The organism is Achromobacter sp. FW305-C-30-7 (assembly GCF_058783105.1).
Window position 1 is genome coordinate 159,473 of sequence record NZ_JBYSYI010000003.1, and the last position, 23,270, is coordinate 182,742.

Genomic DNA, 23,270 nt, shown 5'->3' on the forward strand with positions numbered 1-23,270 from the left:
GGCCGTCCACCAGACCATCCAGAGGAGACTCCATGAACCCGAGCAAGAGACAGTTCCTGGGCGGCGCCGCGGCGCTTTGCCTGTCGCCGTGGCTCCCGGCCTGGGCCCAGTCCGGCGACTGGCCGACGCGCGCGGTGCGCATCATCGTGCCTTACCCGCCTGGCGGCTCATCCGACATCATTGCCCGCATCCTGGCGCCGCGCCTGGCCGACGCCCTGAAGCAGACCGTGGTGGTCGAGAACAAGCCTGGAGCCAATGGCAATCTGGGCGCCGGCCTGGTGGTGCAGGCGGCGCAGGAAGGCCATACGGTGCTGTTGTGCGACGTGGGGGCGCTGGCGATCAGCCCGTCCGTGTACACCAAGTTGTCCTTCGACCCGTCCAAGGACCTGCGCGCGGTCGGCATGCTGGCCTATTCGCCCCATGTGCTGGCCGTGCATCCTGACGTGCCCGCAAAGACGGTACAGGAGCTGGTGGCCTTGTCGAAGCAGCAGCGCCTGAACTTCGCCGTGACCGCCATCGGCAGCGCGCCGCACCTGGCCGCCGTGGCCGTGCAGCAGGCTACGGGTGCGAAATGGGAATACGTGCCGTACAAGGGCGGCTCGCAGGCGGTGACGGACACGATAGGCGGGCAGACCCAGGTCATCATGAACGGCCTGCTGGCCACGCTGCCCCACATCAAGGCCGGCAAGCTGCGGCCGATCGCGATCTCCAAGCGCGAACGCATGCAGCTGGTGCCGGACATTCCGACTATCTCCGAACAGGGCGTGGTCGGCTTCGAGTCCGGCACTTGGCAAGGGGTGATGGCGCCCGTGACAACGACCGATCCTGTTGCCATCCGCTTGTCGGAACTGATGGCGCAGATCGTCAACCAACCGGACGTGAAGGCGCAACTGAACGAACAGGGCGCGGAAATCGTCACCCGCAATCCCGCCGAACTGGCGCAGTTCTTCAACAGCGAACGCGCGCGTTGGGCCTCGGTGGTGAAAAGCGCGGACATCCGGCTGGATTGAGGTCGGGGCCGCCTGGACAGCTTGCAAGGCGCGGGAGCACACTGGAACCGTCCCGCGCCCGCTCAGGCCCCGGTGCGACGCGGGGCCAGGCCGCGTGCGGTCGCGGCTCAGGGGCAGGGCATGCAGCCATGAAAATCCTTTGGGCAGCCGCGCTGCTGGCAGCCTTCTGGGGATCCGCCGCCGCGCAAGGCGGCGGCCCCTCCGTTCCCCAGCCCCCGCCTTCGGCCCGCGTCATCCCTGATGCCTGCGTCGGTACATCATGCCCCCGGCTCGTCAATCCGGGCGCCAGTCAGGAACCCTGCCTGGGCACTGGCTGCGCCACCGCCGGCCGGCCGCCCGGCCCGCCCGCGCCGCCTTCCAGCGGACCCAGCCGCCAGCCGGGCTGGATGAGTCCGACGCCGTCCCGTTTACCGCCAATGCCGGCGCAGCGCGGCGTGCCGGCCGGGCCGCTGACACCGGCGCCGCCGCTGCCGGTGCCTAGGTAAGTGGGTATTGGATAGGAGACGGCGAAAAGACCGGAAAAAAACCGGAAAAATTAAGCAGATAAATCCACCCAGATGGTGGATTTATTTTTTTGATATCAACAACGTAGGTCGAGTCGAGAGTCCGAAAGACAACCGGCAGGCAGGCTCCCGATCAGCAAGCTCATGGTAGTCCCGAACGCCCCCCCGCCATCCGCATATACGACCGATAAGGCTCCGCCTGAACCATCCCCTCCAGCAACTCCCGCAGGACGTCCTGCACGATCTTCACCGCCTGCGTCAGCGGCCGGTTGGATGCGGTGGCCAGCATCAGGCGCGTGGACAAGGCGGGATTGACGATCCTGCGGGCGACCAGCTGGCCGCTGTGCAACTCGCCCACCACCGCGGGCAGGGCCAGGACCGTGTGGGCCAGTCCGTTCAGCACGATTTCCTTCATCAGTTCCAGCGCGTCCATTTCGAACACGACGTTCAAGGGCGCGTCCGCCTGCGCTGCCGCCTGTTCGAGCGTGCGGCGCAGGCCGTGGCTGCGCGTGGGCAGCGCCAGCGGCAGATCAGCCAGCTGCGAGAAGTCGATGGAGGACAAGGCCCGCGCGGCGGGCGACAGGTTCTGCGCGGGAGATACCAGCGCCAGGTCCAGTTCGGCCAGGGGATCGACCACCACGTGCTGCGAGCGCCGCGCGTCGTGCAGCACGGCGATGTCGACGCGGGCGTTGGCCAGCCATTCGTGCACATAGCCGCTATAGCCCGTGATGACGTTGAGCTGGATGCGCGGATGGCGTTTCCATACTTCCGCCACCAGCGGCATGCCGACCATGTGCGACAAGGTGGGCGTCAGTCCCAGCGTGACCTGGCCGGAGGGCGATTTCTGCTCGTCGTGGAATTCGGTCACGACCCGCGCCATTTGCGCCAGCAAGGGGCGCAAGCTATCCAGCAGCTTCTCGCCCTCGGGCGTCAGGGACACGCCGCGGCCGTTGCGGTAGAGCAGGGCGCAGCCGCATTCGTCTTCCAGCTTCCTGACCTGCCGGCCCAGCGCCGATTGCGCGATGCCGAGCACCGACGCGGCCTTGGAGAAGCTGCCCGAGTCGGCCACGTGGATCAGGTTCTCGATCTTGCGTAAGTCCATCGCAATGTCTCGCCGCCTGCTTGCGGGCAGGCGCTCCTTGTGTGCGTTTCTTGTATATCTGATAGGCACAGTATGCCTACATGGCATCCCGCCAGCCATCCTAGAATTCCTGCGTATCCGCCCCGCGCCTGAGCGCTTGCCCTTGGTTTCCGGCCATCCATGACACCTGTTTCCGAACTGAACACGTCTTCCCACGCCTTGCTCGACATCTTCGCCCGCAACGGCATCGACCGCGTTTTCCTCGTGCCCGGGGAAAGCTATCTGGGGGTGCTCGACGCCTTGCATGATTTCCCGGGCATCGACGTGGTGACCTGCCGGCATGAAGGCGGCGCGAGCTTCATGGCCTGCGCCGACGGCCGGTTGACGGGCCGGCCGGGCGTGGTCATGGTGTCTCGGGGGCCAGGCGCGGCGAACGCGGCCATCGGCGTGCATGCCGCGCAGCAGGATGGCGTGCCCATGATCCTGCTGATCGGACAGGTGCCGCGCAAGGACCTGCGCAAGGAGGCGTTCCAGGAGATCGACTATCAGCAGATGTTCGGTTCCATCGCCAAGTGGGTGCATGAGGTGGCGGCGCCGGAAGACCTGGCCTGGGCCGCCTTCAAGGCGCTGCGGGTGGCGACTGCCGGCACGCCCGGGCCGGTGGTGCTGGTGGTGCCGGAAGACGTGCAACAGGCGCTGGTGCCGCAACCGGATTGGGTGGCCGAGCCTGTCAGCCCGGTGCAGCCGGCGCCCGCCACACTGGCGCGGCTGCAGGCCTTGCTGGATGCCGCAAGCAAGCCGCTGATCATCGCCGGCGGCGCCTTCAACGCGCCAGGCGGCCGCGAGGCGCTGTTGGGGCTGGCGGAACGGCACGGCATCCCGGTGGCGGTATCGTTCCGCCAGCACGACCTGTTTCCGAACACGCACCCGCTGTACGCGGGCGACCTGGACCTGGCGACGCAGGCGGCCCAGGTCGCGGCGTTTGACGCCAGCGACCTGATCCTGGCGCTGGGCACGCGCCTGGGCGATATCACCACGCAGGGCTATGCATTCCCCGGTTATCCCAAACCCTCGCAGACGCTGGTGCACTGCCATGCCGACGCGCATTTCGTAAACCAGCATTTCGCGGCCGACGTCGGCATCGTTGCCGATCCGGTGGCCACCGCGCAGGCCTTGGCGGCCTTGCCCGCGACGGGCTGCGCGGCGCGCGGCAATTGGGCGGCTTCCTTGCGGGCCATCCGGGAGCGCGTATCCGCCTGGCCCGATCCCAAGGCGGACGACGGCGTGCCGTTCGTGTCCGTGGTCCGCGCCCTGGCCGAGCAGGCGCCGCGCGACCTGATGGTCTGCCTGGACGCGGGCACCTTCGCCGCGCCGGTGTACCGCCATTTCCCCTTTGCCTACCCGCAGAGGCTGATGGCCTCGCAGTCCGGCGCCATGGGCTATGGCACGCCGGCCGCCATTGCCTCGCAGCTGCGCAACCCGCAAAGCAAGGTGGTATGCCTGGTCGGCGACGGCGGCTTCATGATGACGGGCAACGAGATGATGGCCGCGGCCGAGCGCGGACTGCCGGTGTTCTTCATCGTCTCCAACAACAATTGCTATGGCTCCATCCGCCTGCATCAGGCGCGCACCTATCCCGGGCGCTACGCAGGCACCAATCTGGCCAGCCCCGATTTCACGATGATGGCGCGCGCCTTCGGCATACAGACAGAGCACGTCACCCGCGCGGACCAGGTGGCCGGCGCCATCGCCCGCGGGCTGGCCTCGCCCGTCCCGTACTTCCTGGAGGTCAAGACCAGCCTCGCCGCGATCCTGCCCGACGGCGCGGACAGCGGCGCAGGCATCGACCTGCTGGGGCGCGGCCAGCCGGCGGCTCATTCGCGGTAGCCGGGATCCTTCCTGTCCATCAGGCGCAGCATGGCCGGCCATTCCAGTTCGCCGAAGGGCCGGCGGGTGGTCGGCTGGTACAGGTGCCAGGTTTTCTCGATCACTTCCGGAGGCGGCAGGCAAAGTTCGCGGTTGGCGGCCAGCGCGTCGACCTGCGCCTTGCACGCCATCTCCAGCCAGTACAGCGTGTTGAACGCTTGCGCGATGCTGGGGCCTGCCGCCAGCAGGCCGTGGTTGCGCAGGATCATCGCCTCGCTCTGGCCCAGGTCCGCCACCAGCCGCGCGCGCTCGTCCAGGTCGATGGCCACGCTTTCGTAGTCGTGGTACGGGATCTTGGCGAAGCGCATGGCGGTCTGGGTCAGCGGCAGCAAGCCGCATTGCAGCGCCGATACCGCCATGCCGGCCCGTGTGTGCGTATGGATGACGCAGTGCACATCGTGGCGGGCGCCGTGCACCGCGCTGTGGATGACGTAGCCGGCGGCGTTGATGCCGTACTCGCCCGGATTGTCCAGCACGTTCCCGTCCAGGTCGATCTTGACCAGGCTGGATGCGGTGATTTCGTCATACATCATGCCGTAGGGGTTGATCAGCAGATGGCCCTCGGGTCCGGGTATGCGCGCGGTGATGTGGTTGTAGATGAGATCGCTCATGCCAAAGTGGGACACCAGCCGGTAGCAGGCGGCCAGTTGGATGCGGGTGTCGCGTTCGGCGGGGCTCATGGCGCTATGCATGGTTCGGGTCTCCGGTTCAGTCGCTGGCTTTGACGTTGAAATCGCGCACCACCTTGCCCCACGACTCGTACTCGGACTTCATCAGTGCGCCGAATTCCGCCGGCGTGGCGGTGGTGCGGACCTGGGCGCCCAGGTCCGCCAGCTTGTCGCGCACGGCGGGGTCCGCCAGCACGGTATTGACCTCGGCGGCCAGCTTTTGCTGGATCTGGGGGGGGATGCCGGCGGGCGCGATCAGGCCCAGCCAGGCGCCCATGTCGAAGCCGGGGTAGCCCTGTTCGGCGACGGTAGGCACGTCGGGCAGGCTGGCGACCCGCTGCGGCGTGCTGACGGCGATCGCTTTCAGGCGGCCGGCCTTCACCAGGGCCAGCGAGGACACCATGGTGTCGAAGGTGGCATAGGTCCGTCCGCCGACGATGTCCGTCTGCGCCTGGCTGCTGCCCTTGTAAGGAACGTGGATCATGCTGGCGCCAGCCTTGGCCAGCAGCACCGAGGTCACCAGATGGCTGGTGGTGCCCACGCCGGTGGTGGCGTAGGTGTACTGGTTCGGCTTGGCCTTCACGGCGGCGAGGAAGTCCTTCAGATTGTTGGCCGGGTTGTCCGGGCTGACCACAAAAAGGTAGGGCAACCAGGTCAGCAGGCCGATCGGCGCGAAGTCCTTGCGCGCGTCGTAGTTCAGGTTGGGATAGACGTGCGGGTTGATGGCCTGCGGCGCGGACGCGCCTATCATCAAGGTATAGCCGTCGGGCTTGGCGCGCGCGCCCAGGCCGGCGGCGATGGAGCCGCCCGCGCCGGGTTTGTTCTCGACGATGAACTGCTGGCCCAGGCGCTGGGCCAGGCGGTCGCCGACCATGCGGGCGACGGTGTCGGTGGCCGTGCCGGGCGGGAATCCGACCAGGATGGTGACGGGTTTGGAGGGATAGGGGGCTTGCGCCCAGGCCGGCCCGGCCGCAGCCCAGGCCGTGGCGGCCAGCATGGCGGCCAGCGCGGCTCGCCTTGTCGCATTGCGCATCGTCGTCTCCAGTCATTGTTCTGATGGCGGGAGAGCGCCTGCGCCTGCCCGCAACGGAACCGCGGTGGGCAGCCCGTCGCCGTTCAAGGTCGCACAAGGACCCACCGCCTTCAATGACTCCAGCGGCCAAGCAGATAACGCGAAATGGCATGGATGGCGGACGCCGCGTAGGCGTCCGCCGGGGGATCAAGCCGTCAGGCTGATCCAGGTCGTCTTCAGGTCGCTGTACTTGTCCAGCGCATGCAGCGACTTGTCGCGGCCGAAGCCGGACTGCTTGACGCCGCCGAACGGCACGGTAATGTCGCCGTCGGCGTAGCAGTTGACCCACACCAGGCCCGCGCGCAGGCGGCGCGAGAGGCGGTGGGCGCGCGACAGGTTGGCGGTCCAAAGGCCTGCGCCCAGGCCGTAGATCGAGTCGTTGGCCAGCCGCAGCGCGTCGTCCTCGGTGGCGAAGCGCTGCGCGGCCAGCACCGGGCCGAAGATCTCCTCGCGGACCAGGCTGCTGTCCTGGCTGGGGCAATCGAAAATCGTCGGTTCGATGTAGTAGCCGCCAGTGGCGCCAAGGGCCTGGCGGCCGCCCATGCGCAGTTGCGCGCCTTCGGCGGAGCCCGCTTCGATGCGGGCCAGCACGCCGCGCATCTGGCGCTCGTCGACCATGGCGCCCATGGCGGTGGCGGGGTCCAGCGGATCGCCCGGCTGCAGCGTGGCAGCGTAGTCCGCAACTTTGGCCATGAAGGCGTCGTAGATGCCGTCCTGCACGTACAGGCGGGAACCGGCGATGCAGACTTCGCCCTGGTTGGAGAAGATGGCCAGCGCCGCGGCCTGCGCGGCGCGGTCCAGGTCGGGGCAGTCCTCGAACACGATGTGCGGCGACTTGCCGCCGCATTCCAGCCAGACGCGCTTCAGGTTCGATTGGCCCGAATACTCCATGAAGCGCTTGCCGGTGGCGGTGGAGCCGGTGAAGGCGATGCAGTCCACGTCGGGATGCAGGCCCAGCGCCTGGCCGGCCTGCGCGCCCAGGCCGGGCACCACGCTGAAGACCCCGGCGGGGATGCCGGCTTCTTCGGCCAGCGCCGCCAGCCGGATGGCCGACAGCGAGGCCTGTTCGGCCGGCTTGAGGATGACGCTGTTGCCCGCGGCCAGCGCCGGCGCGACCTTCCAGGCGGCCATCATCAAGGGGTAGTTCCAAGGCACCACCGCTGCCACCACGCCCAGGGCTTCGCGCGTGATGGTCGCCAGCGCGTCCGGGCCGGTGGGGGCGATCTCGTCGTAGATCTTGTCGATGGCTTCGGCGTACCAGGCGTAGCAGCGCGCGGTCTCCGGCACGTCGAAGGCCAGCGCATCCCGGATCGGCTTGCCCATGTCCAGGGTTTCCAGCAGCGCCAGTTCCTCGCGGTGCGTGTCGATCAGGGCGGCCAGGCGCAGCAGATGCTGCTTGCGCTGGCGCGGCGCCAGGCCGCTCCAGACGCCGGCCTCGAAGGCGCGGCGGGCGGCCTGCACGGCGCGGTCCACGTCGGCCGCGCCGCAGGCGGCCACGTCGGCCAGCTTGCGCCCGTCTATCGGGCTGGTGGCGGGGAAGGTGGCGCCATCGGCCGCGCCGCAGTAGGCGCCGTCGATATAGGCCTGGCCGTTGAAGGCAAGCGCGGCGGCGCGGGCGCGCCAGTAAGCGGCATCCTGGTTCATGAGCGGACCCCCTGGGCGTTGGCGCGCGCCACCATGGCGTCGAGCAGCACGTTGCAGCCAGCTTCCAGGTCGGCGGGCTTGGCGTCCTCGATTTCGTTATGGCTGACGCCGTCCTTGCAGGGTACGAAGATCATGGCGGTGGGCGTGACGGCAGCCATGTAGACCGCGTCGTGGCCGGCGCCGGTGACGATGTCCATGGCGGCCAGCCCGCGGCGGGCGGCGCCGTCGCGAACCTTGCCCACGAGGTCCAGGTCGAACGGCGTGGGCGGGAAGTACTGCACGTGCTTCACGTCCACGTCCACGTTGTGGCGTTGCGCGATTTCCGCGCAGATTTCATGCCAGCGCTGGTCCATGCGGGTAAGCGTGGCTTCGTCTTCGTGACGCAGGTCCACCGTGAAGCGCACCTGGCCCGGGATGACGTTGCGCGAGCCGGGATGCGCGTGGATCTCGCCGACGGTGCCGCGGCCGTGCGGCTGGTTGTCGTTGGCGATCTCGACGACCGCCTGCAGCAGGTAGCTGGCGGCGTAGAGCGCGTCGCGCCGGATCGGCATCGGGGTGGGGCCGGCATGCATTTCCATGCCGGTCACGGTCACGTCATACCAGCGCAGGCCGAGCGATCCGGTCACCACGCCGACCATTTTTTCTTCGTGCTCCAGGATCGGGCCCTGTTCGATGTGGGCCTCGAAGTAGGCGCCTACCGGGCGGCCGCCCACGGGATCCGCGCCGGCGTAGCCGATGGCGGCCAGCTCGTCGGCCACCGACTTGCCGTCGCGGTCGGTGGCGGACAGCGCCACTTCCAGCGGGAATTTACCGGCGAACACGCCGGAACCCATCATCACGGGCACGAAGCGCGAGCCTTCCTCGTTGGTCCAGATGGCCACTTCCAGCGGCGCCTCCGTGACCACGCCATGATCATTCAGGCTGCGCATGACTTCCAGGCCCGCCAGCACGCCGTAGCAGCCGTCGAACTTGCCGCCGGTGGGCTGGGTGTCGATATGGCTGCCGGTCATGACCGGCGGCAGCTCATTGTTGCGACCGGCGCGGCGGGCGAAGATGTTGCCCACCTGGTCCACGCGCAGCGTCAGGCCGGCATCGCGCATCCAGCCGGTGACCAGGTCGCGGCCCTGGCCGTCCAGCGCGGTCAGGGCCAGGCGGCAGTTGCCGCCCTTGGGGGTGGCGCCGATCCGGGCCAGGTCCATCAGCGACTGCCACAGCCGCTGTCCGTTGATCGAGATAGTCGTCGTCATGTTGGAGTCCCTCTGTGTCAGTGGCTGGCGGCGGCACTGCGGGCCAGCGCGGCCTCGCGTATGCCCATCAGGGTTTCGCCCGGCGAAATGCCATTGGCGTCGTAACGGATTTCCAGCAGGGCCGGCAGGTTCTCGCGCTCGGCAAAGGCCAGCGCGCGCTCGAAAGCAGGGCCGAAGCTGGCGGTGTCTTCCACGGCTTCGCCATAGCCGCCGTAGCCGCGGATGATCTGGGTGAAGTCCGGGTTCTCGAAGGACAGGGCGATGGTGCGGGCCGGGAATTCGCGTTCCTGGTGGGCGCGGATGGTGCCCCAGATGCCGTTGTTGAACACCAGCACCACCACGCCCAGGCGGTATTGCAGCGCCACGCCCAGCTCCTGCATATTCATCTGGAAGCAACCGTCGCCGGCGTAGCAGACAACCGTGCGCTTGCGGTCTTCCAGCTTGGCCGAGATGGCCGCCGGCAGGCCGTAGCCCATGGAGCCCACGGTGGGCGTCAGGCTGGTGCCCGGCCCGGCGTAGCGGCGGTAGCGGTGGGGATACAGCGCATAGTTGCCCGCGCCCACGGTGATGCAGGCGTCTGCCGGCACATGCGCGTCGACGTAGGCGGCGGCCTGGTCCAGACTCATGGGGCCGGGCGAGGCCAGCGGTTCCAGGCTGTCGACCAGTTCCTGGTGGGCTGCGCGCGCGGCGGCGGCGCGTGCCGTCTTGTGGCCGGGGACCAGTTGGGCCACGCTGGCGGCGAAGCTGGCCACATCCGCCACGATGGCCTGGGTCGGCGAGAACACGCGGCCCAGCTCGGCGGCGTCGGGATACACATGGATCAGTTGCTGGCGCGGCAGCGGGCTCTCGATTACGGTATAGCCTTCGGTGGTGGCCTCGCCCATGCGCGTGCCCACGGCAAGCACCAGGTCGGCGTCGCGCAGGCGCTGGCGCAGTTCCGGCGTCATGGCCCAGCCGACGTGGCCGGCGGCGTTGGGGTGGCGCTGGTCGAAGCACTCCAGGCGGCGCCAGGCGGTCCCCACCGGCAGCTCGAAGCGCTCGGCAAAGCCGGCGATCTGGTCGATCGCGGTCTGGTGCCAGCCGTTGCCGCCCAGCAGCAGGAAGGGGCGTTCGGCAGCGTCCAGCAATTGGGTCATGCGGGCCAGGTCGGCTGCGCCCGGATGGCTGTGCACGCGCGGGTAGCGCGGCAGGTCGGCGACGCGGGCGCGGCCCCACAGCGTGTCTTCGGGCAGCGCCAGCACCACGGGGCCGGGCCGGCCGCTGGTGGCCACGGCGAAGGCACGCGAGATGTATTCGGGAATGCGGTCGGTGCGGTCGATCTGCGCCACCCACTTGGCCATCTGGCCGAACATGCGGCGGTAGTCGATCTCCTGGAATGCTTCGCGCTCCATGAAGTCGTTGCCCACCTGGCCCACGAACAGGATCATCGGAGTCGAGTCCTGGAAGGCGGTGTGCACGCCGATGCTGGCGTTGGTGGCGCCCGGGCCGCGCGTGACGAAGCAGATGCCGGGTTCGCCGGTGAGCTTGCCATAGGCCTCGGCCATGTAGGCCGCGCCGCTTTCCTGGCGGCAGACGATGGCCTCGATGGCATCGGTGTGGTCGTTCAGCGCGTCGATGCAGGGCAGATAGCTTTCGCCGGGGATCATGAACACGCGGCGCGCGCCATGGATGCGCAGTTGCTGCATCAGGATCTGACCGCCATTGCGTTCGGGAATTGCGGCTGACGTCATGCGGAGTCTCCTTGTTGCGGGACGGCCTGCGCGCGGCGCTCGGCGGCCCATCGTTCGAATTGGTGATGACGCGCCAAGAGGCGGCGCGCGGTGTTGTAGACAGGCGGATCGATGCGCTCGGCGTCATGGCGGCCGGCGCGCTGGGCTTCGTAGCGGACGACGCAATCCTCGGCCGCCGCGACTTCATCCGGGGCGGGCGTGAACACGGCGTGGATCAGCTTGACCTGGTCGGCCACCGTCGCGCACTTGGACTTCAGCCCCAGGCGACGGGCCCAGCGCACGTCGGCTTCCAGCGCCGGCATGTCGCGGTAGTTGAACGGGCAGTCGATCGGCAGGCAGCCCGCGGCGGTGCAATCCAGCAGGAAGCGGGCGCGAACATGATGCAGCTCGATGCCGTCCTTGCCGCGCTCGGCGCCCAGGCTGGCCGTCAGGTCCTCGGCGGCCAGCAGGCAGGCGGACACGCGCGGGCTGGCGGTCAGGATGTCGTAGGCGCGGTGCACGCCCAGCGCGGACTCCAGCGTGGGCACGATCTCGGTGCTGCCGGCGGGCAGGCCCAGTTCGGCCTCCAGCACGGTGATCGCCTGGTCCAGGGCGGCGATCTGCGCCGGGCTCTCGGCGTGCGGCAGGAATACCGCGTCCGGGGCGCCGGGCATGACGCCGCGCAGGTCGGCCAAGCCGTCCTCTTCCAGCTTGTTGATGCGGACCGCGGCCACCACCCCCTGGGCGCGGCAGCGGGCGAACAAGTCGGCGATGCGCGGGCGCGCTGCCGGCCGGTCCGCCGGGGCGGTGAACTCTTCCAGGTCCGCCACCAGGGCATCGGCGCCGCTGGCCAGGCCGTCGGCCTGGGCGTCGGCGTCCAGGCCGGGCACGAACATCCAGCTGCGACGCAGGAACGGGGGACGGCGGGAGGGAGTGATAGGGGTCATTGCACGTGCCTCGGCAGGAACAGCACCAGTTCGGGTACGAAAGTCAGCAGCAGCATGACCGCGGTCATGGCCAGCATCATCCAGGACAGCGGGCGCAGGGTCTGCATCATGTTGATGCCGCCGATCTTGCAAGCGGCCATCAGGTCGACTCCGACCGGCGGCGTGTTGGCGCCGATGGCCATGTTGATCGACAGCAGGATGCCGAAGTGCACCGGGTCGATGTTGTAGTGCGCCAGCACCGGCATCACAACCGGGGCCACGATGATGATGACCGGGATCGCCTCCATGAAGGTGCCCAGCAGCAACAGCACCACGGTCAGCACCAGCAGCACGGCGGTCTTGCTGTCGGTCCATTCGACCAGCAGCGTGGACAAGGCCTGCGGCACCTGTTCGGCCACCAGCACCCAGGCGAACAGCCCCGACGCGCCGATGATGAGCAGGATGGACGCGCTGCTTTCGCCGGTGGATTTCAAGTTGTCCCACAGCGACTTCAGGCTCAGCGTGCGGTACCAGAAAAAGCCGATAAGCAAGGCGTAGATGATGGCGCTGGAGGCCGCCTCGGTGGCGGTGAAGATGCCGAAGCGGATGCCGCCGATGATCAGCACCGGCACCATCAGCGCGGGCAGGGCGTCGATGGCTGCGGCGCGCAGCTCGGACCAGCTGAAGGGCTGGCCGCCGGCCCAGTTGTGCTTGCGCGATTGCCAAATGGCCACGCCGATCAGCGACAGCCCCAGCAGGATGCCCGGAATGATGCCGGCCACGAACAGCTTGCCCACCGAGGTGTCGGTGATGGTGCCGTAGACGATCAGCACGATGCTGGGCGGGATGATGGTGGAGGTGGCGCCGGCGCTGCCGACCAGGGCGCAGGAAAAGCCCTTGTCGTAGCCGCTGCGGGCCATGGCCGGCAGCAGCAGGCTGCCGATGGCGACCACGTCGGCCACGCCGGAGCCGGACAGCGCGCCGAACATCAGGCAGGCCAGCACGGCCACCACGGCCAGGCCGCCCTTGATGTCGCCGACGATGGCGGCGCACAGGCGCACGATGCGCTGGGTCAGGCCGGCGCCGTTCATCAGCTGGGCCGCCAGGATGAAGAGCGGAATCGCCAGCAGCGTGAAGCTGTCCAGCCCCACCACGTACTGCTGCGCCGCCACCATCATGGGGGCGGAATCGTAGACCGCCAGATAGGCCAGGCAGGACAGCACCAGGCCGAAGGCGATGGGCATGTCGATCAGCACCGTGATCGTGAACACGCCCATCAGGAAGAGAGCACCCGTAGACATCTTGTTATTCCTTTGCAGCGGCGGGAGCGGCGGAGAACAGCTGGGCCAGATGCACCACGATGGTGATGGCGCAGGCGAAGGGCAGCGCCAGATACACGACGCCGGCCGACACGTCCAGCGCCGGCAGAGTCTGGTCCATGGTCAGTTCGGCCAGCTGCCAGCCGGCATAGCCCAGGGCTGCGAGGCCGACGATGATGAGCGCCTGGTTGATGCGTTCGAAGGCGTTCAGGATGCGGGGATTGCGCACCACGAAGGGCAGCAGTCCGGCCATCAGGTGCGAGCGCTCGAAGCTGCAGACGACGCCGCCGATGAAGGCGGACCAGACCAGCACCAGGCGCGGCAGTTCCTCGGCCCAATGCGGCGTGGTGTGGGTGACGAAACGGGCGAACACCACGTAGGAGATCAGGATCGCCAGCAAGGCCACCGCCACGGCGGCGAAGGCCTTGCTGATGCCCGACAGGATCGCGGACAGTCGGTTGAGCATTACTTGGCCTCGCGGTACTTCTGCACCAGCGCCATCAGCTCGGGGCCGTAGGTGACCGAGTAGGTCTTCCACACCGGCGCGACCGCAGCGGCGAAGGCGGGCTTGTCGACCTCATTGACCTGCATGCCCTTTTCCTTCAGCTGGGCGATGAACTGCTGGTCGCCATCGGTGATCATCTGGCGCTGGGCGTCGCGCCACTTGTCGGCGGCCGCCTGCACGATCTTCTTGTCGTCGGCCGAGATGCGGTTCCACACCGGCTTGGAGATGATCAGGTTGGCGGGGCCCCAGACGTGGCCGGTCAGCGACAGGTACTTCTGCACTTCGAAGAAGGACGAGGTGTAGATGATGGACAGCGGGTTCTCCTGGGCGTCGAACACCTTCTGCTGCAGCGCCGAATACAGTTCGCCGAAGGCCAGCGGCGCAGGGTTGGCGCCCAGCGCGGTAAAGGTGTCCAGGCGCATCTTGTCGGGCGTGACGCGAGTCTTCAGGCCGGCCAGGTCGGCGGGCTTGGCGACCGCGCCGCGGTTGTTGGTGACGTGGCGGAAGCCGTTTTCCCACCAGGAAATGATGGTCAGGTTCTTCTTGTCGGCCAGCTTGGCCAGCGCCTCGCCCAGCTCGCCGTCGTAGGCCTTGTAGGCCTGCTGGGACGTCGACCAGGTATAGGGCAGTTCGACCACGCCGAACTTGGGTTCGATGGGCTGCAGCGAGCCCGAGCCGATGATGGCGGCGCCCTGGCTGCCGATCTGCAGGCCTTCGAGCATGGTCTTCTCGTTGCCGAGCTGGCCACTGGGGAACAGCACGAAATTGACGCGGCCGGCGGTCTTTTCCTTGACCTCGGCGGCGAAGCCTTCGGCGGCCTTGTTCCAGCTGTGGCTGGGAGCCAGCACGTGGCCGAGCTTGATGTCCAGGGCGTGGGCCGACAGCGGCGCCAGGCCGGCGAGGGCGAGCAGGGCGGCGGCCAGCAGGGTCTGTTTCTTTTGAGGAGCGGTGGTCATGGCGGAACTCCGGGAGCGGGGGGGATGGATAGGGTCAGTAGGACTGCGCGCGCATCGACGCGGGCCGTCCAGGCAGGGCGATGCGGGTGCCGGTGTCGCGCAGGCCCTGATCGCCCACGGCGAGGACCTGCATTTCGGCATCCAGGAAGTTGCCGACGTACAGATAGCGGCTGTTGGGGCTGAAGGCCACGCCTTCGGGCAGCGCGCCGACCTCGATGGCGCCGGCGCGGGTCACGGACTGGCCGTCGATACGCAGCAATACGATCTGCCCGCGCGGATGGTGGAACCAGGCGCTGGACGGGTTGTTCGAACCTTGCACGATGGCGACCGCCGCGTAGCGGCCGTCGGGACTGATGGCGATGCCTTCCGGGCCGTCCTCGACCATGACGCGGTCGATCACGCGCGGCGGATCGGCGCGCAGATCCACCACGCTGACCGAGTCCGCGTGGCCGTCCGACGCGGTCGGGCTGCCCATGTCCACCACCAGCGCCAGCGCGCCGTCGGGCGACACCACCAGGTTGAACGGCACCAGGCCGGTGGTCAGGTCCTCGGCGGGATCGTGGGTCACGATGGGGTTTGCGCCGCTCTCGTCTATGCGCAGCAGGCCCAGGCGATGGCTGTCGGTCTTGACCACGAAGGCGCGGCGGCCGTCGGCGGCAAAGGACACCGCCACCACCGAGGTGCCCATATCCACTTCGCCGCAGACTTCGGCGCGCTTGCCGGCGATGCGCAGCACCGACACGGAGCGGCCGGCCTTGTTGGCCACCAGCGCCAGCGTGCCGGCGCGGTTGATGGCCAGGCCCGAAGGCTGCAGCCCGACCTCCAGCCGCTGCACGATGGCCGGCGGATTGGCTTCCAGGTCGATCACGTACAGTCCGCGGCCAGGCTCGGGCTGCCAGCCGGCGCCATCGGCGCGCGCGCGCCAGTCCATGGAATCCGCGATCAGGCCCAGGCGTTGGTCCGGCGTGACGGCCAGGTTGACCGGCGGGCCGAACAGCGAGTTGGGCAGGGAAAGGGTGGCGACCAGTACGGGCGCGGCGGGATTCGCGCCGGCGTCGTAGACGCACAGGCTGTCATTGCCCGGCGCCAGGAAACGGATCTGGCCGTCGTCCCAGGTGACCTTCTGGTCGTTGCCGACCAGCAGCAGGTGGCGTGCGTTCTGAGGGCTCATGCCGCGAGCTCCTGCGCTTGCGGCACCGCCAGGGTGGCGCCGATGAGTTGCCGCGTGTACGGATGGACCGGTTCGAAGTAGACCTGGCTGGCGGAGCCGCGCTCGACCACGCGGCCGCCTTGCAGCACCACAATCTCATCGGCGATGTGCTGCACCACGGCCAGGTTGTGGCTGATGAACAGATAGCCCAGGCCGCGCTCGCGCTGCAATTCCATCAGCAGGTTCAGGATCTGCGCCTGCACCGACACGTCCAGCGCGGAAGTGGGCTCGTCGCAGATCAGCAGCTGCGGCTCCAGCATCAGTGCGCGGGCGATTGCCACGCGCTGGCGCTGGCCGCCCGATAGTTCGCGCGGATAGCGCGCGGCGAAGGCCGGCACCAGGCCCACGGCGTCCATCATCCGGCGCACCGCGGCGGCTTGGGAGGCCGCATTGCCGATGCCATGCGTGCGCAGCGGCGCGGTCAGGATTTCGTTGATGGTGCGGCGCGGGTTGAGCGAGGAGTACGGATCCTGGAACACCATCTGGATGCGGCGGGCGCGGGCGCGCGCCGGCATCGCGGCCAGTGGTTTGCCGTCCAGCAGCGCCTGGCCCTGCGTCGGCGCCAGCAGGCCCAGCATCAGCTTGGCGATGGTGGACTTGCCGCTGCCGGATTCCCCCACCAGGCCGATGGTCTGGCCGGCGGGCACGTGCAGGTCGATGTCATGCAGGATGCGTGGGGCGGGACGACGCGAGAACAGGCTGGCGCGGCCGTACTGGAAGCACAGCGAATTCAGGCTGATGCTGGCGGATGTGGCGGTCGGGCTGCTCATGCCGTGGCTCCTAGGCGCAAGGCGCCGGGTTTGACGCACAGGCAGCGGTGTCCGCCCTGTACGCGCGGCGGGAAGGGCTGGGCGCAGCAGGCCTCGGTCACCGGGCAGCGCTCGCGGAAGGCGCAGCCGCGAATAGCGGTGTCCAGCGAGGGCACGGCGCCGGCGATGGTGGGCAGGTCGGCGCGCGGCGCGGTGCGCCCGGGCTGGGGGATACAGTTCAGCAGCATGGCGGTATACGGATGGCTGGGGTGCTCCAGCACCTCGCGCACGCTGCCGCCTTCGACGATGTCGCCCGCGTACATGACGATGACGTGGTCGGCGATGCGCGCCACCAGGCCCATGTCGTGGGAAATGAACACCATCCCCAGGCCGAACTCGGCCTGGATGTCGCGCAGCAGGTCCAGCAGCTCGGCCTGCACGGTCACGTCCAGCGCGGTGGTGGGCTCGTCGGCGATCAGCAGTTCGGGGCCGCACATCAGGGCCATCGCGATCATCACGCGCTGGCGCAAGCCGCCCGACAACTCGAAGGGATACTGCCGCATGCGGTCGCGGGGATTGGCGATGCCGACGCGGCGCAGCAGGTATTCGGCGCGCTCCTCGGCCGCGCGGCGGCTGACGCGCTTGTGCCGGCGCAGCACGTCGACCAGCTGGGTGCCGATGGGGAACACCGGGTTCAGCGAGGTCATCGGGTCCTGGAAGATCATGGCGATGCGGGCGCCGCGCAGTTGCGCCAGGGCGGCCGGTGTCAGCGTGGCCAAATCCTGGCCGGCAAACTCCAGCTTGGCCACACGGCGGCGTGCGGCCGCCGGCAGCAGGTCCAGCAGCGCCAGCGCGGTCAGCGACTTGCCGCAGCCCGATTCGCCGACGATGCACAGCGTCTTGCCGCGCTGCAGGCTGAAGTCCACCGCGCGCACCACGTGCTTGACGTGGGTGGGCGTCTGGATGTCGATGTGCAGGTCCTGGACCCGCAGCAGGGGGTGGCTGGTGTCGGTCATGGGATCAGCCTTTCTTCATTTGCACGGCGCGCAGCGATTCGCCGGCGCGGTTCACGCACAGCACCAGCACGAACAGCACCACGCTGGGGATCACCACCAGCGAGGGCTGGAACAGCATGTTTTCCTTGCCCTCGGCGATCATCAGGCCCAGCGACGGCATCGGCGCCGGCACGCCCAGGCCCAGGAATGACAGCGAGGCCTCCAGCGTGATCGCCATGGCCGCGTCCACGGTGCCGATGATGAGCAGGTTGCCCACCAGATTGGGCAGGATGTCGCGCCAGATGATCTGCAGATGGGTGCAGCCCTGCAGCCGCGATGCGGTGACGAACTCGGCGTTGCGCAGGCCCGCGGCCATGGTCCGGGCCACCAGCGCATAGCGTTCCCACAGCAGCAAGCCCAGCACCAGCACCACCACGGTGAGCGAGGCGCCCACCACCGACACCACCGCCAGCGCCACCAGGATGATGGGCAGGGCCAGGCGCGCGGTGATCAGGAAGGACACGGCGCGATCCACCGCGCCGCCGAAGTAGCCCGCCGCCACGCCCAGCGTGGTGCCTATCAGTCCACCCATCAACGCGACCGACAGGCCGATCAGCGCCGACACGCGCACGCCATACAGCGCTCGCGCCAGCACGTCGCGGCCCAGTTGGTCGGTGCCGAGGATGTGGTTCCAGCTGCCGTCCTCGCTCCAGACGGGCTCCTGCAGACGGGCCAGCAGATCCTGGGTGTAGGGATCATGCGGGACCAGGTAGGGACCCAGCAGGCCGGCCAGCACCAGCAGCGCCAGCATGGCCAGGCCAAAATTGCGGCCATAGCGGGCCGCGCGTTCGCCACGCGAGCGGACGGGAAGAGAGGAGGCGATGACGCTGCTCATGATGAAACTCGCACGCGGGGGTCGAGCCAACCGTTGACCAGATCGGCGACCAGGGTGAGGACGATGTAGATCAAGGCGAAGATCAGGATCAGCGCCTGCATCGTGGGAAAGTCGCCGCGCAGGATCGAGGTCCAGGCCAGCAGGCCCGCGCCATTGATGGCGAACACGGTCTCGATGACGACGGAGCCGGCCAGCAAGGTGCCCATCTGGGCTGCGGCCAGCGACACCAGCGGCCGCAAGGCATTGCGCAGCGCGTACTTCAACACCACGCTGGGGCCGCCCAAGCCCATGGCGCGGGCGGTGCGGATGTAATCGGTGGCCAGCACGGTTTCCATTTCGGATTTCATCAGGCGCAACATGGCTGGCATGGCGAACAGCCCCAGCGCGGTCACCGGCATGACGTAGTGCTTCCAGCTGTCGAATCCGGAGGCCGGCAGCCATTGGTTGCGCACGCTGAAGACGATGATGAGCAGGAAAGCCAGGCAGAACGGCGGCATGGCCTGGGCGCAGGCCGACAGCAGCATGGTGCCGCGGTCGATCAGCGAGCCGCGGCGCAATCCGGCCAGCACGCCCAGCGGTATCGCCAGCAGCAGCGCAAACAGCATCGCGGCCAGGCCCAGCTTGGCGGTGGCGGGGAAATGCTGGGTCAGCAGTTCGGCCACGGGGCGGCTGAAGTACAAGCTGTCGCCGAAATCGCCGCGGGCGACGCCGGCCAGCCAGCGGCCGTACTGCACCAGGATCGGGTCGTTGAAACCGTGCAGCTGCGCCAGGCGGGCCGCGTCGGCGGCGCTGCCTTCGCCAGCCAGGCGCGCCGCCGGATTGCCGGAAGCGAACACCAGCGAGAAGCTGATCAGCGAGACGAACACCACCAGCAGCGCGGACACCACCAGGCGACGGAACAGGAATGCAATCATGGGGCTACCTATGACGGTGTGCGCCGGAGGACCGCCGTTCCCGCCCGCTTGGGCCTGGGAACGGGGCCATGCCGGCGGGGCCGGTCAGTTCCAGCGGGCCTTGTAGAAACGCGGGAATTCGTCGCCGTCGACCGAGAAATTCAGGTCCTTGGCCTGCACGGCGTTGAGCGAGTGGTTCCACAGCGGCACCCAGTAGGCCTGGTCGGCCACGATCTTCTGGGCGGCGGCATAGTTCTTGGCGCGCAGTTCGCGGTCCACGGAGGTGTCGGCGGTTTCCAGGTACTTGATGACTTCCGGATTGCGCGCCTGGTCATCCGGGCCGCCGCGGAAGAAATTGCTGGTCGACAGCGCCGCGTCGGCGATGCCGTAGGAGCCCCAGTTGGACGACAGCATGGCGATCTTGCCTTCGCGCCAGTTGGTCATGGCGGTGCCGTACTGTTGTTCGACCAGGTTCAGCTTGATGCCGGCCTGCGCCATCTGGGCGGCGGCGGCGTCCAGGATGGCGCGCGGCGGGGCCGAAATCACCAGGTCCAACGTCACGCCGTTGGGGTAGCCGGCCTGGGCCAGCAGCTGCTTGGCGCGGGCCGGGTCGAATTTGTAGGACTGCACCTCGGCGGCGCAGCCGAACTGGGCCGGGTTGCAGGCCGCGTTGATGACCTTGGACGCGCCGCCTACCAGGGCCTTGCGGATGGCTTCGCGGTCGATGGCGTAGTTGATGGCCTGGCGCACTTCCTGCTTGGCCAGCGGCGACTTGCCGCCGTCAAATTGCGGGTTCAGCGAGATGTAGCTGATGCGCATGATGCTGCTGCTCTTGACCGTGACGGCGGACTGTTTTTCCATGCGCTTGGCCACGTCGGGCGGGACGCGCCAGATCCAGTCCAGGCCGCCGGAGAGCAGTTCGGCGTACTGGGTGTTGGCGTCGGGCAACACGCGCACCACCAGCTTCTGCACGGCCGGTTTGGCGCCGAAGTAGTCTTCGAAGCGTTCATATACGTAGCGGCTGCCGGGCTGGCTTTCCACCAGGCGGTAGGGGCCGGTGCCGATGGGCTTGGCGCCCATGTCGGACTGGTTGGCCTCGTAGTACTTGCGCGGATAGATCGGCAGGTTTTCCGACAGCATCTCCAACGCCAGCGGGTAGGGCGTCTTCATCTTGATGCGCACGGTGTCGTCGGAAGCCTTCTCGGCCTTTGCGATCCAGGCGACCTGGTTCTGGAACCGCGCCTTGTAGCCTTCCGAGGACACCAGGTTCAGCGTGTACAGCACGTCGTCGATGGTCAGCAGCGAGCCGTCGTGGAACTTCACGTCCTTGCGGATAGGCAGTTCGATAGTGGTGTCGTCCACGAACTTATAGCCGGTGGCGATGGCCGGACCGAATTCGCCCGTGTCCTGGTTTTTCTGCAGCAGCCCCGAAAACACCATGCGCGCCAGCGCCAGGCCGGGGCGGTCCGATTCCTTGTAGGCGTCCAGCGTGGCGGGCGCCGCATCGAAGGCGATGTTGAGGGAGTTGTCAGCCTTATTGGCCTGGGCGGCATGGGCGCCAAGCGCCAATAGCGCCGCGCTCAAAAGCTTCACGGTACGGGTCAGCTGCATGTTTTCACCTTGATGTGTTTTAGGTATGGGGCCTACGGGTATTGCGGGTGCTGCGGAACTGCTGCGTGCGTATCGGCAGGCAAGCCGCTCCCCTTGCCGCGGGCGGCGCGTTTTGCGCTGGCGGTGCTTGCACGGTCGGTAAGGGAAGGGGCCTGGTTCTCAGGCCGGGGTTCAGGCGTTCATCAAATCATCGGATCCCAGCGCTGCCGAAGTCTTCCCGCAGGCGGGCCAGGATGCCGACCAGGTGGTCGTGCATGGCGTGGCGCGCGCGGATCGGATCGCGGTCGGAAATGGCCGCGAGGATGCGTTCGTGTTCCTGCTGGGCTTCGCTCCACACCTTGGTGGTCACGAAGTGTTCTTCAAGACGGGTGAACACCGGGCTCAAGGTGCTGAGGTGCCAGATATGGGAGATTGCCGCGGCCAGCGCGGCGTTGCCGCAGGCCGCGCCGATCGCGCTATGGAAGGCGCGGTCGTGCACGCTGGGCGATTCGGTCAGGGACATGCCTTCATGGGCCGCGCGGATCGCCGCGATCTGGGCGGGCGATGCCTTCTGCGCCGCCAGGGCCGCGCACTCGGGCTCCAGCAGCAAGCGGGTTTCGAGCAGGTCGAAGGGGCCGATGTCGGTGGCTTCGACGCCGTTGGCGGCGACCGGGGCAGGCTGCGGCGACTGGTACTGGCCGTCTTCGCGCGCCTGGTTCACGAACACGCCGGTGCCCACGCGAACCTCCACATACCCCTCGATTTCCAGCGCGATCAGCGCTTCGCGCACCGAGGCGCGGCTGACCTGCAACTGTTCGGCCAGTTCGCGCTCGGCCGGCAGCCGCCCGCCCGCAGGGAAGTCGCCCGCCTTGATGCGCGCGGCGATCTGGTCGGCAATCATGCGGTAGAGGCGGGTGGAGGCGACGGCCTGGAGAGAGGTCATTGTGGCGTTCGGGTGGATGATCGGGATGTAGAGGGTAAAGGCTCTGCCCAGGCTTGTCTTGCGTCGCACTCCCGGTATGGCCTGGAGTGTCCGGATATCTGGTGGCCCAGTGGTCAGGCCACTGGACGAAATGTACCGGAGGCGGTCCGGCTTGTGAACCGGGCTTTTCCATTTTTAGGGAAAACCACTAGCGAGGCGTTTGCCTGCGGCGGTGGCGAGCGGCCGGCGTCCGCAGCGGGACGCCGGCCAGGTACGGGTTCAGGCCGAAGCCAGTCCGCCGAAGAAGCGCGAGGCGTTCGATTCCAGCCCTTCGATGTAGTAGCCGCCTTCCTGCACGACCAGGGTGGGCAGTTTCAGGCCGCCCACTTCCCGGCCCAGGCGTTCAAAGCCGTTCTCGCTGACGGCGACCATGGCTTGTGGGTCTTTTTCGAAGATGTCGAAGCCCAGCGACAGCACCAGGGCGTCGGGCTGGAACAGTTCGATGGCGCGGCGCGCTTCGGCCAGCTTGTCGAAGAACACCGACTCCGGCGAACCGTGCGGCATGGGCAGGTTGATGTTGTAGCCATAGCCTGGGCCAGCGCCGAGCTCGTCCGCATGGCCGGCGACCACGGGATAGAAGTTTTCGGGGTCGCCGTGGATGGATACGTACAGCACGTCGCTGCGCTCGTAGAAGATCTCCTGGATGCCCTGGCCGTGGTGCATGTCGGTGTCCAGGATCGCCACGCGCGGATAGCGCGAGGTCAGGCGCTGCGCGGCGATGGCGGCATTGTTCAGGTAGCAGAAGCCGCCGGCCGCGTCGCGTCGCGCATGGTGGCCGGGCGGGCGGCAGATGGCGTAGGCGTGGCGCTCGCCGGCCAGCAGCGCGTCGGCGCCGGCGATGGCGCATTGCGCCGACCAGTAGGCCGAATGCCAGGTGTGCTGGCCGACCGGGCAGCTGCCGTCGGCCAGGTAGCGCGCGGCCTGCGCCAGTACGCCGCGCAGGGCGTTGGGCTCGCGCACGAAGACGTTGGAGACGACCTCGTCGCCCCAATCGTCGGGCAGCTGCTTCCAGGCGGCGTGCGCGCCTTGCAGGAAACGCAGGTAGTCCAGCGTGTGCACTGCCGAAATCGCGCCGGCGCCCTGGTCGGGCGGGGCTTGAACGTCGAAGCCCAGCTTGCGCGCGGCCTCTGCCAGCGCGTCCAGGCGCGAGGGCACTTCCTGGGGGGTGCGCATCTTGCCGCGCGAGAAATAGGTCTGCGGGTGGTGCAGTTTCTGATCGTCGTGGAAATATGCCTTCATGCTGGATGACACCTGGTTGGGGGTTGACGCCGCGCCGGCCGGGCTTGCTGTCCTGGGCAGACGGCCAAGACGTCGTTATACGGCGGCCGCGACAGGAACGAAAGCAGGATGAGGTGGGCAGCAACGGAATGGCCGGCATCGCTGCGACGCA

At 68.1% G+C, this 23,270-nt stretch carries 20 protein-coding genes; 2 read left to right on the forward strand and 18 right to left on the reverse strand.

Features of this window, described 5'->3' with window-relative positions:
- Positions 1–32 precede the first annotated feature (32 nt).
- Positions 33–1,010, forward strand: a complete 978-nt coding sequence (locus tag AC3WOB_RS11455; protein ID WP_492275066.1) for a Bug family tripartite tricarboxylate transporter substrate binding protein — start codon at positions 33–35, stop codon at positions 1,008–1,010.
- Positions 1,011–1,655: 645 nt separating this feature from the next.
- Here AC3WOB_RS11455 and AC3WOB_RS11460 read toward each other — a convergent pair.
- Positions 1,656–2,615, reverse strand: coding sequence for a LysR family transcriptional regulator (locus tag AC3WOB_RS11460; RefSeq protein WP_492275067.1), 960 nt, complete (start codon positions 2,613–2,615; stop codon positions 1,656–1,658).
- A gap of 159 nt (positions 2,616–2,774) precedes the next feature.
- Between AC3WOB_RS11460 and AC3WOB_RS11465 the strand changes: the two genes are divergently transcribed.
- Positions 2,775–4,481, forward strand: a complete 1,707-nt coding sequence (locus AC3WOB_RS11465; RefSeq protein WP_492275068.1) for a thiamine pyrophosphate-binding protein — start codon at positions 2,775–2,777, stop codon at positions 4,479–4,481.
- On the opposite strand, the gene AC3WOB_RS11470 is transcribed toward AC3WOB_RS11465, so the two are convergent.
- From AC3WOB_RS11470 to AC3WOB_RS11550, 17 genes are all read right to left on the reverse strand, one after another.
- Positions 4,469–5,212, reverse strand: a complete 744-nt coding sequence (locus AC3WOB_RS11470) for a class II aldolase/adducin family protein (protein WP_492275069.1) — start codon at positions 5,210–5,212, stop codon at positions 4,469–4,471. The two genes, AC3WOB_RS11465 and AC3WOB_RS11470, sit on opposite strands and share 13 nt — an antisense overlap.
- A gap of 16 nt (positions 5,213–5,228) precedes the next feature.
- Positions 5,229–6,221 carry a Bug family tripartite tricarboxylate transporter substrate binding protein gene (locus AC3WOB_RS11475; protein WP_492275070.1) on the reverse strand — a complete coding sequence of 331 codons (993 nt, stop codon included), beginning with the start codon at positions 6,219–6,221 and terminating at the stop codon, positions 5,229–5,231.
- Between the two features lie 186 nt (positions 6,222–6,407).
- Positions 6,408–7,904 carry an aldehyde dehydrogenase gene (locus tag AC3WOB_RS11480; RefSeq protein WP_492275071.1) on the reverse strand — a complete coding sequence of 499 codons (1,497 nt, stop codon included), beginning with the start codon at positions 7,902–7,904 and terminating at the stop codon, positions 6,408–6,410.
- Complete coding sequence (locus tag AC3WOB_RS11485; RefSeq protein WP_332015355.1) at positions 7,901–9,151, reverse strand: Zn-dependent hydrolase; 1,251 nt, start codon at positions 9,149–9,151, stop codon at positions 7,901–7,903. Before AC3WOB_RS11485 ends, AC3WOB_RS11480 begins: the two co-directional genes overlap by 4 nt.
- A gap of 17 nt (positions 9,152–9,168) precedes the next feature.
- Positions 9,169–10,881, reverse strand: coding sequence for a thiamine pyrophosphate-binding protein (locus AC3WOB_RS11490; RefSeq protein WP_492275072.1), 1,713 nt, complete (start codon positions 10,879–10,881; stop codon positions 9,169–9,171).
- Positions 10,878–11,807 carry an HpcH/HpaI aldolase/citrate lyase family protein gene (locus AC3WOB_RS11495; RefSeq protein ID WP_492275073.1) on the reverse strand — a complete coding sequence of 310 codons (930 nt, stop codon included), beginning with the start codon at positions 11,805–11,807 and terminating at the stop codon, positions 10,878–10,880. Before AC3WOB_RS11495 ends, AC3WOB_RS11490 begins: the two co-directional genes overlap by 4 nt.
- Positions 11,804–13,087 (reverse strand): TRAP transporter large permease, encoded by a 1,284-nt coding sequence (locus AC3WOB_RS11500; RefSeq protein ID WP_492275074.1) that lies wholly within the window; start codon positions 13,085–13,087, stop codon positions 11,804–11,806. The genes AC3WOB_RS11495 and AC3WOB_RS11500 overlap by 4 nt, the downstream gene beginning before the upstream one ends.
- Before the next feature lie 4 nt (positions 13,088–13,091).
- Positions 13,092–13,571, reverse strand: a complete 480-nt coding sequence (locus tag AC3WOB_RS11505; protein WP_332015875.1) for a TRAP transporter small permease — start codon at positions 13,569–13,571, stop codon at positions 13,092–13,094.
- A complete protein-coding gene (locus AC3WOB_RS11510; protein ID WP_454694627.1) occupies positions 13,571–14,566 on the reverse strand; it encodes a TRAP transporter substrate-binding protein in 996 nt (331 codons plus the stop codon). The genes AC3WOB_RS11505 and AC3WOB_RS11510 overlap by 1 nt, the downstream gene beginning before the upstream one ends.
- 34 nt (positions 14,567–14,600) lie before the next feature.
- On the reverse strand, positions 14,601–15,737 hold the full coding sequence (locus AC3WOB_RS11515) for a YncE family protein (protein WP_492275075.1): 1,137 nt from the start codon (positions 15,735–15,737) through the stop codon (positions 14,601–14,603).
- Positions 15,734–16,546: an ATP-binding cassette domain-containing protein gene (locus AC3WOB_RS11520; protein ID WP_492275076.1), complete on the reverse strand. Its 813-nt coding sequence runs from the start codon at positions 16,544–16,546 to the stop codon at positions 15,734–15,736. The genes AC3WOB_RS11515 and AC3WOB_RS11520 overlap by 4 nt, the downstream gene beginning before the upstream one ends.
- Positions 16,543–17,541 (reverse strand): ABC transporter ATP-binding protein, encoded by a 999-nt coding sequence (locus tag AC3WOB_RS11525; protein WP_492275077.1) that lies wholly within the window; start codon positions 17,539–17,541, stop codon positions 16,543–16,545. Before AC3WOB_RS11525 ends, AC3WOB_RS11520 begins: the two co-directional genes overlap by 4 nt.
- Before the next feature lie 4 nt (positions 17,542–17,545).
- The gene (locus AC3WOB_RS11530) at positions 17,546–18,415 is read right to left on the reverse strand and encodes an ABC transporter permease (RefSeq protein WP_492275078.1); all 870 of its coding nucleotides are present in this window, start codon (positions 18,413–18,415) and stop codon (positions 17,546–17,548) included.
- Positions 18,412–19,329 (reverse strand): ABC transporter permease, encoded by a 918-nt coding sequence (locus AC3WOB_RS11535; protein ID WP_492275079.1) that lies wholly within the window; start codon positions 19,327–19,329, stop codon positions 18,412–18,414. Before AC3WOB_RS11535 ends, AC3WOB_RS11530 begins: the two co-directional genes overlap by 4 nt.
- A gap of 84 nt (positions 19,330–19,413) precedes the next feature.
- Positions 19,414–20,919, reverse strand: a complete 1,506-nt coding sequence (locus tag AC3WOB_RS11540) for an ABC transporter substrate-binding protein (protein ID WP_207464693.1) — start codon at positions 20,917–20,919, stop codon at positions 19,414–19,416.
- Positions 20,920–21,106: 187 nt separating this feature from the next.
- A complete protein-coding gene (locus AC3WOB_RS11545; protein WP_041653609.1) occupies positions 21,107–21,841 on the reverse strand; it encodes a FadR/GntR family transcriptional regulator in 735 nt (244 codons plus the stop codon).
- Between the two features lie 258 nt (positions 21,842–22,099).
- The gene (locus AC3WOB_RS11550) at positions 22,100–23,119 is read right to left on the reverse strand and encodes a histone deacetylase family protein (RefSeq protein ID WP_492275080.1); all 1,020 of its coding nucleotides are present in this window, start codon (positions 23,117–23,119) and stop codon (positions 22,100–22,102) included.
- Positions 23,120–23,270 lie beyond the last annotated feature (151 nt).

Coding starts and splice junctions, on each gene's coding strand:
- AC3WOB_RS11455 (WP_492275066.1), top strand. CDS start 33: ATGAACCCGAGCAAGAGACAGTTCCTGGGCGGCGCCGCGGCGCTTTGC.
- AC3WOB_RS11460 (WP_492275067.1), bottom strand. CDS start 2,615: ATGGACTTACGCAAGATCGAGAACCTGATCCACGTGGCCGACTCGGGC.
- AC3WOB_RS11465 (WP_492275068.1), top strand. CDS start 2,775: ATGACACCTGTTTCCGAACTGAACACGTCTTCCCACGCCTTGCTCGAC.
- AC3WOB_RS11470 (WP_492275069.1), bottom strand. CDS start 5,212: ATGCATAGCGCCATGAGCCCCGCCGAACGCGACACCCGCATCCAACTG.
- AC3WOB_RS11475 (WP_492275070.1), bottom strand. CDS start 6,221: ATGCGCAATGCGACAAGGCGAGCCGCGCTGGCCGCCATGCTGGCCGCC.
- AC3WOB_RS11480 (WP_492275071.1), bottom strand. CDS start 7,904: ATGAACCAGGATGCCGCTTACTGGCGCGCCCGCGCCGCCGCGCTTGCC.
- AC3WOB_RS11485 (WP_332015355.1), bottom strand. CDS start 9,151: ATGACGACGACTATCTCGATCAACGGACAGCGGCTGTGGCAGTCGCTG.
- AC3WOB_RS11490 (WP_492275072.1), bottom strand. CDS start 10,881: ATGACGTCAGCCGCAATTCCCGAACGCAATGGCGGTCAGATCCTGATG.
- AC3WOB_RS11495 (WP_492275073.1), bottom strand. CDS start 11,807: ATGACCCCTATCACTCCCTCCCGCCGTCCCCCGTTCCTGCGTCGCAGC.
- AC3WOB_RS11500 (WP_492275074.1), bottom strand. CDS start 13,087: ATGTCTACGGGTGCTCTCTTCCTGATGGGCGTGTTCACGATCACGGTG.
- AC3WOB_RS11505 (WP_332015875.1), bottom strand. CDS start 13,571: ATGCTCAACCGACTGTCCGCGATCCTGTCGGGCATCAGCAAGGCCTTC.
- AC3WOB_RS11510 (WP_454694627.1), bottom strand. CDS start 14,566: ATGACCACCGCTCCTCAAAAGAAACAGACCCTGCTGGCCGCCGCCCTG.
- AC3WOB_RS11515 (WP_492275075.1), bottom strand. CDS start 15,737: ATGAGCCCTCAGAACGCACGCCACCTGCTGCTGGTCGGCAACGACCAG.
- AC3WOB_RS11520 (WP_492275076.1), bottom strand. CDS start 16,546: ATGAGCAGCCCGACCGCCACATCCGCCAGCATCAGCCTGAATTCGCTG.
- AC3WOB_RS11525 (WP_492275077.1), bottom strand. CDS start 17,541: ATGACCGACACCAGCCACCCCCTGCTGCGGGTCCAGGACCTGCACATC.
- AC3WOB_RS11530 (WP_492275078.1), bottom strand. CDS start 18,415: ATGAGCAGCGTCATCGCCTCCTCTCTTCCCGTCCGCTCGCGTGGCGAA.
- AC3WOB_RS11535 (WP_492275079.1), bottom strand. CDS start 19,329: ATGATTGCATTCCTGTTCCGTCGCCTGGTGGTGTCCGCGCTGCTGGTG.
- AC3WOB_RS11540 (WP_207464693.1), bottom strand. CDS start 20,919: ATGCAGCTGACCCGTACCGTGAAGCTTTTGAGCGCGGCGCTATTGGCG.
- AC3WOB_RS11545 (WP_041653609.1), bottom strand. CDS start 21,841: ATGACCTCTCTCCAGGCCGTCGCCTCCACCCGCCTCTACCGCATGATT.
- AC3WOB_RS11550 (WP_492275080.1), bottom strand. CDS start 23,119: ATGAAGGCATATTTCCACGACGATCAGAAACTGCACCACCCGCAGACC.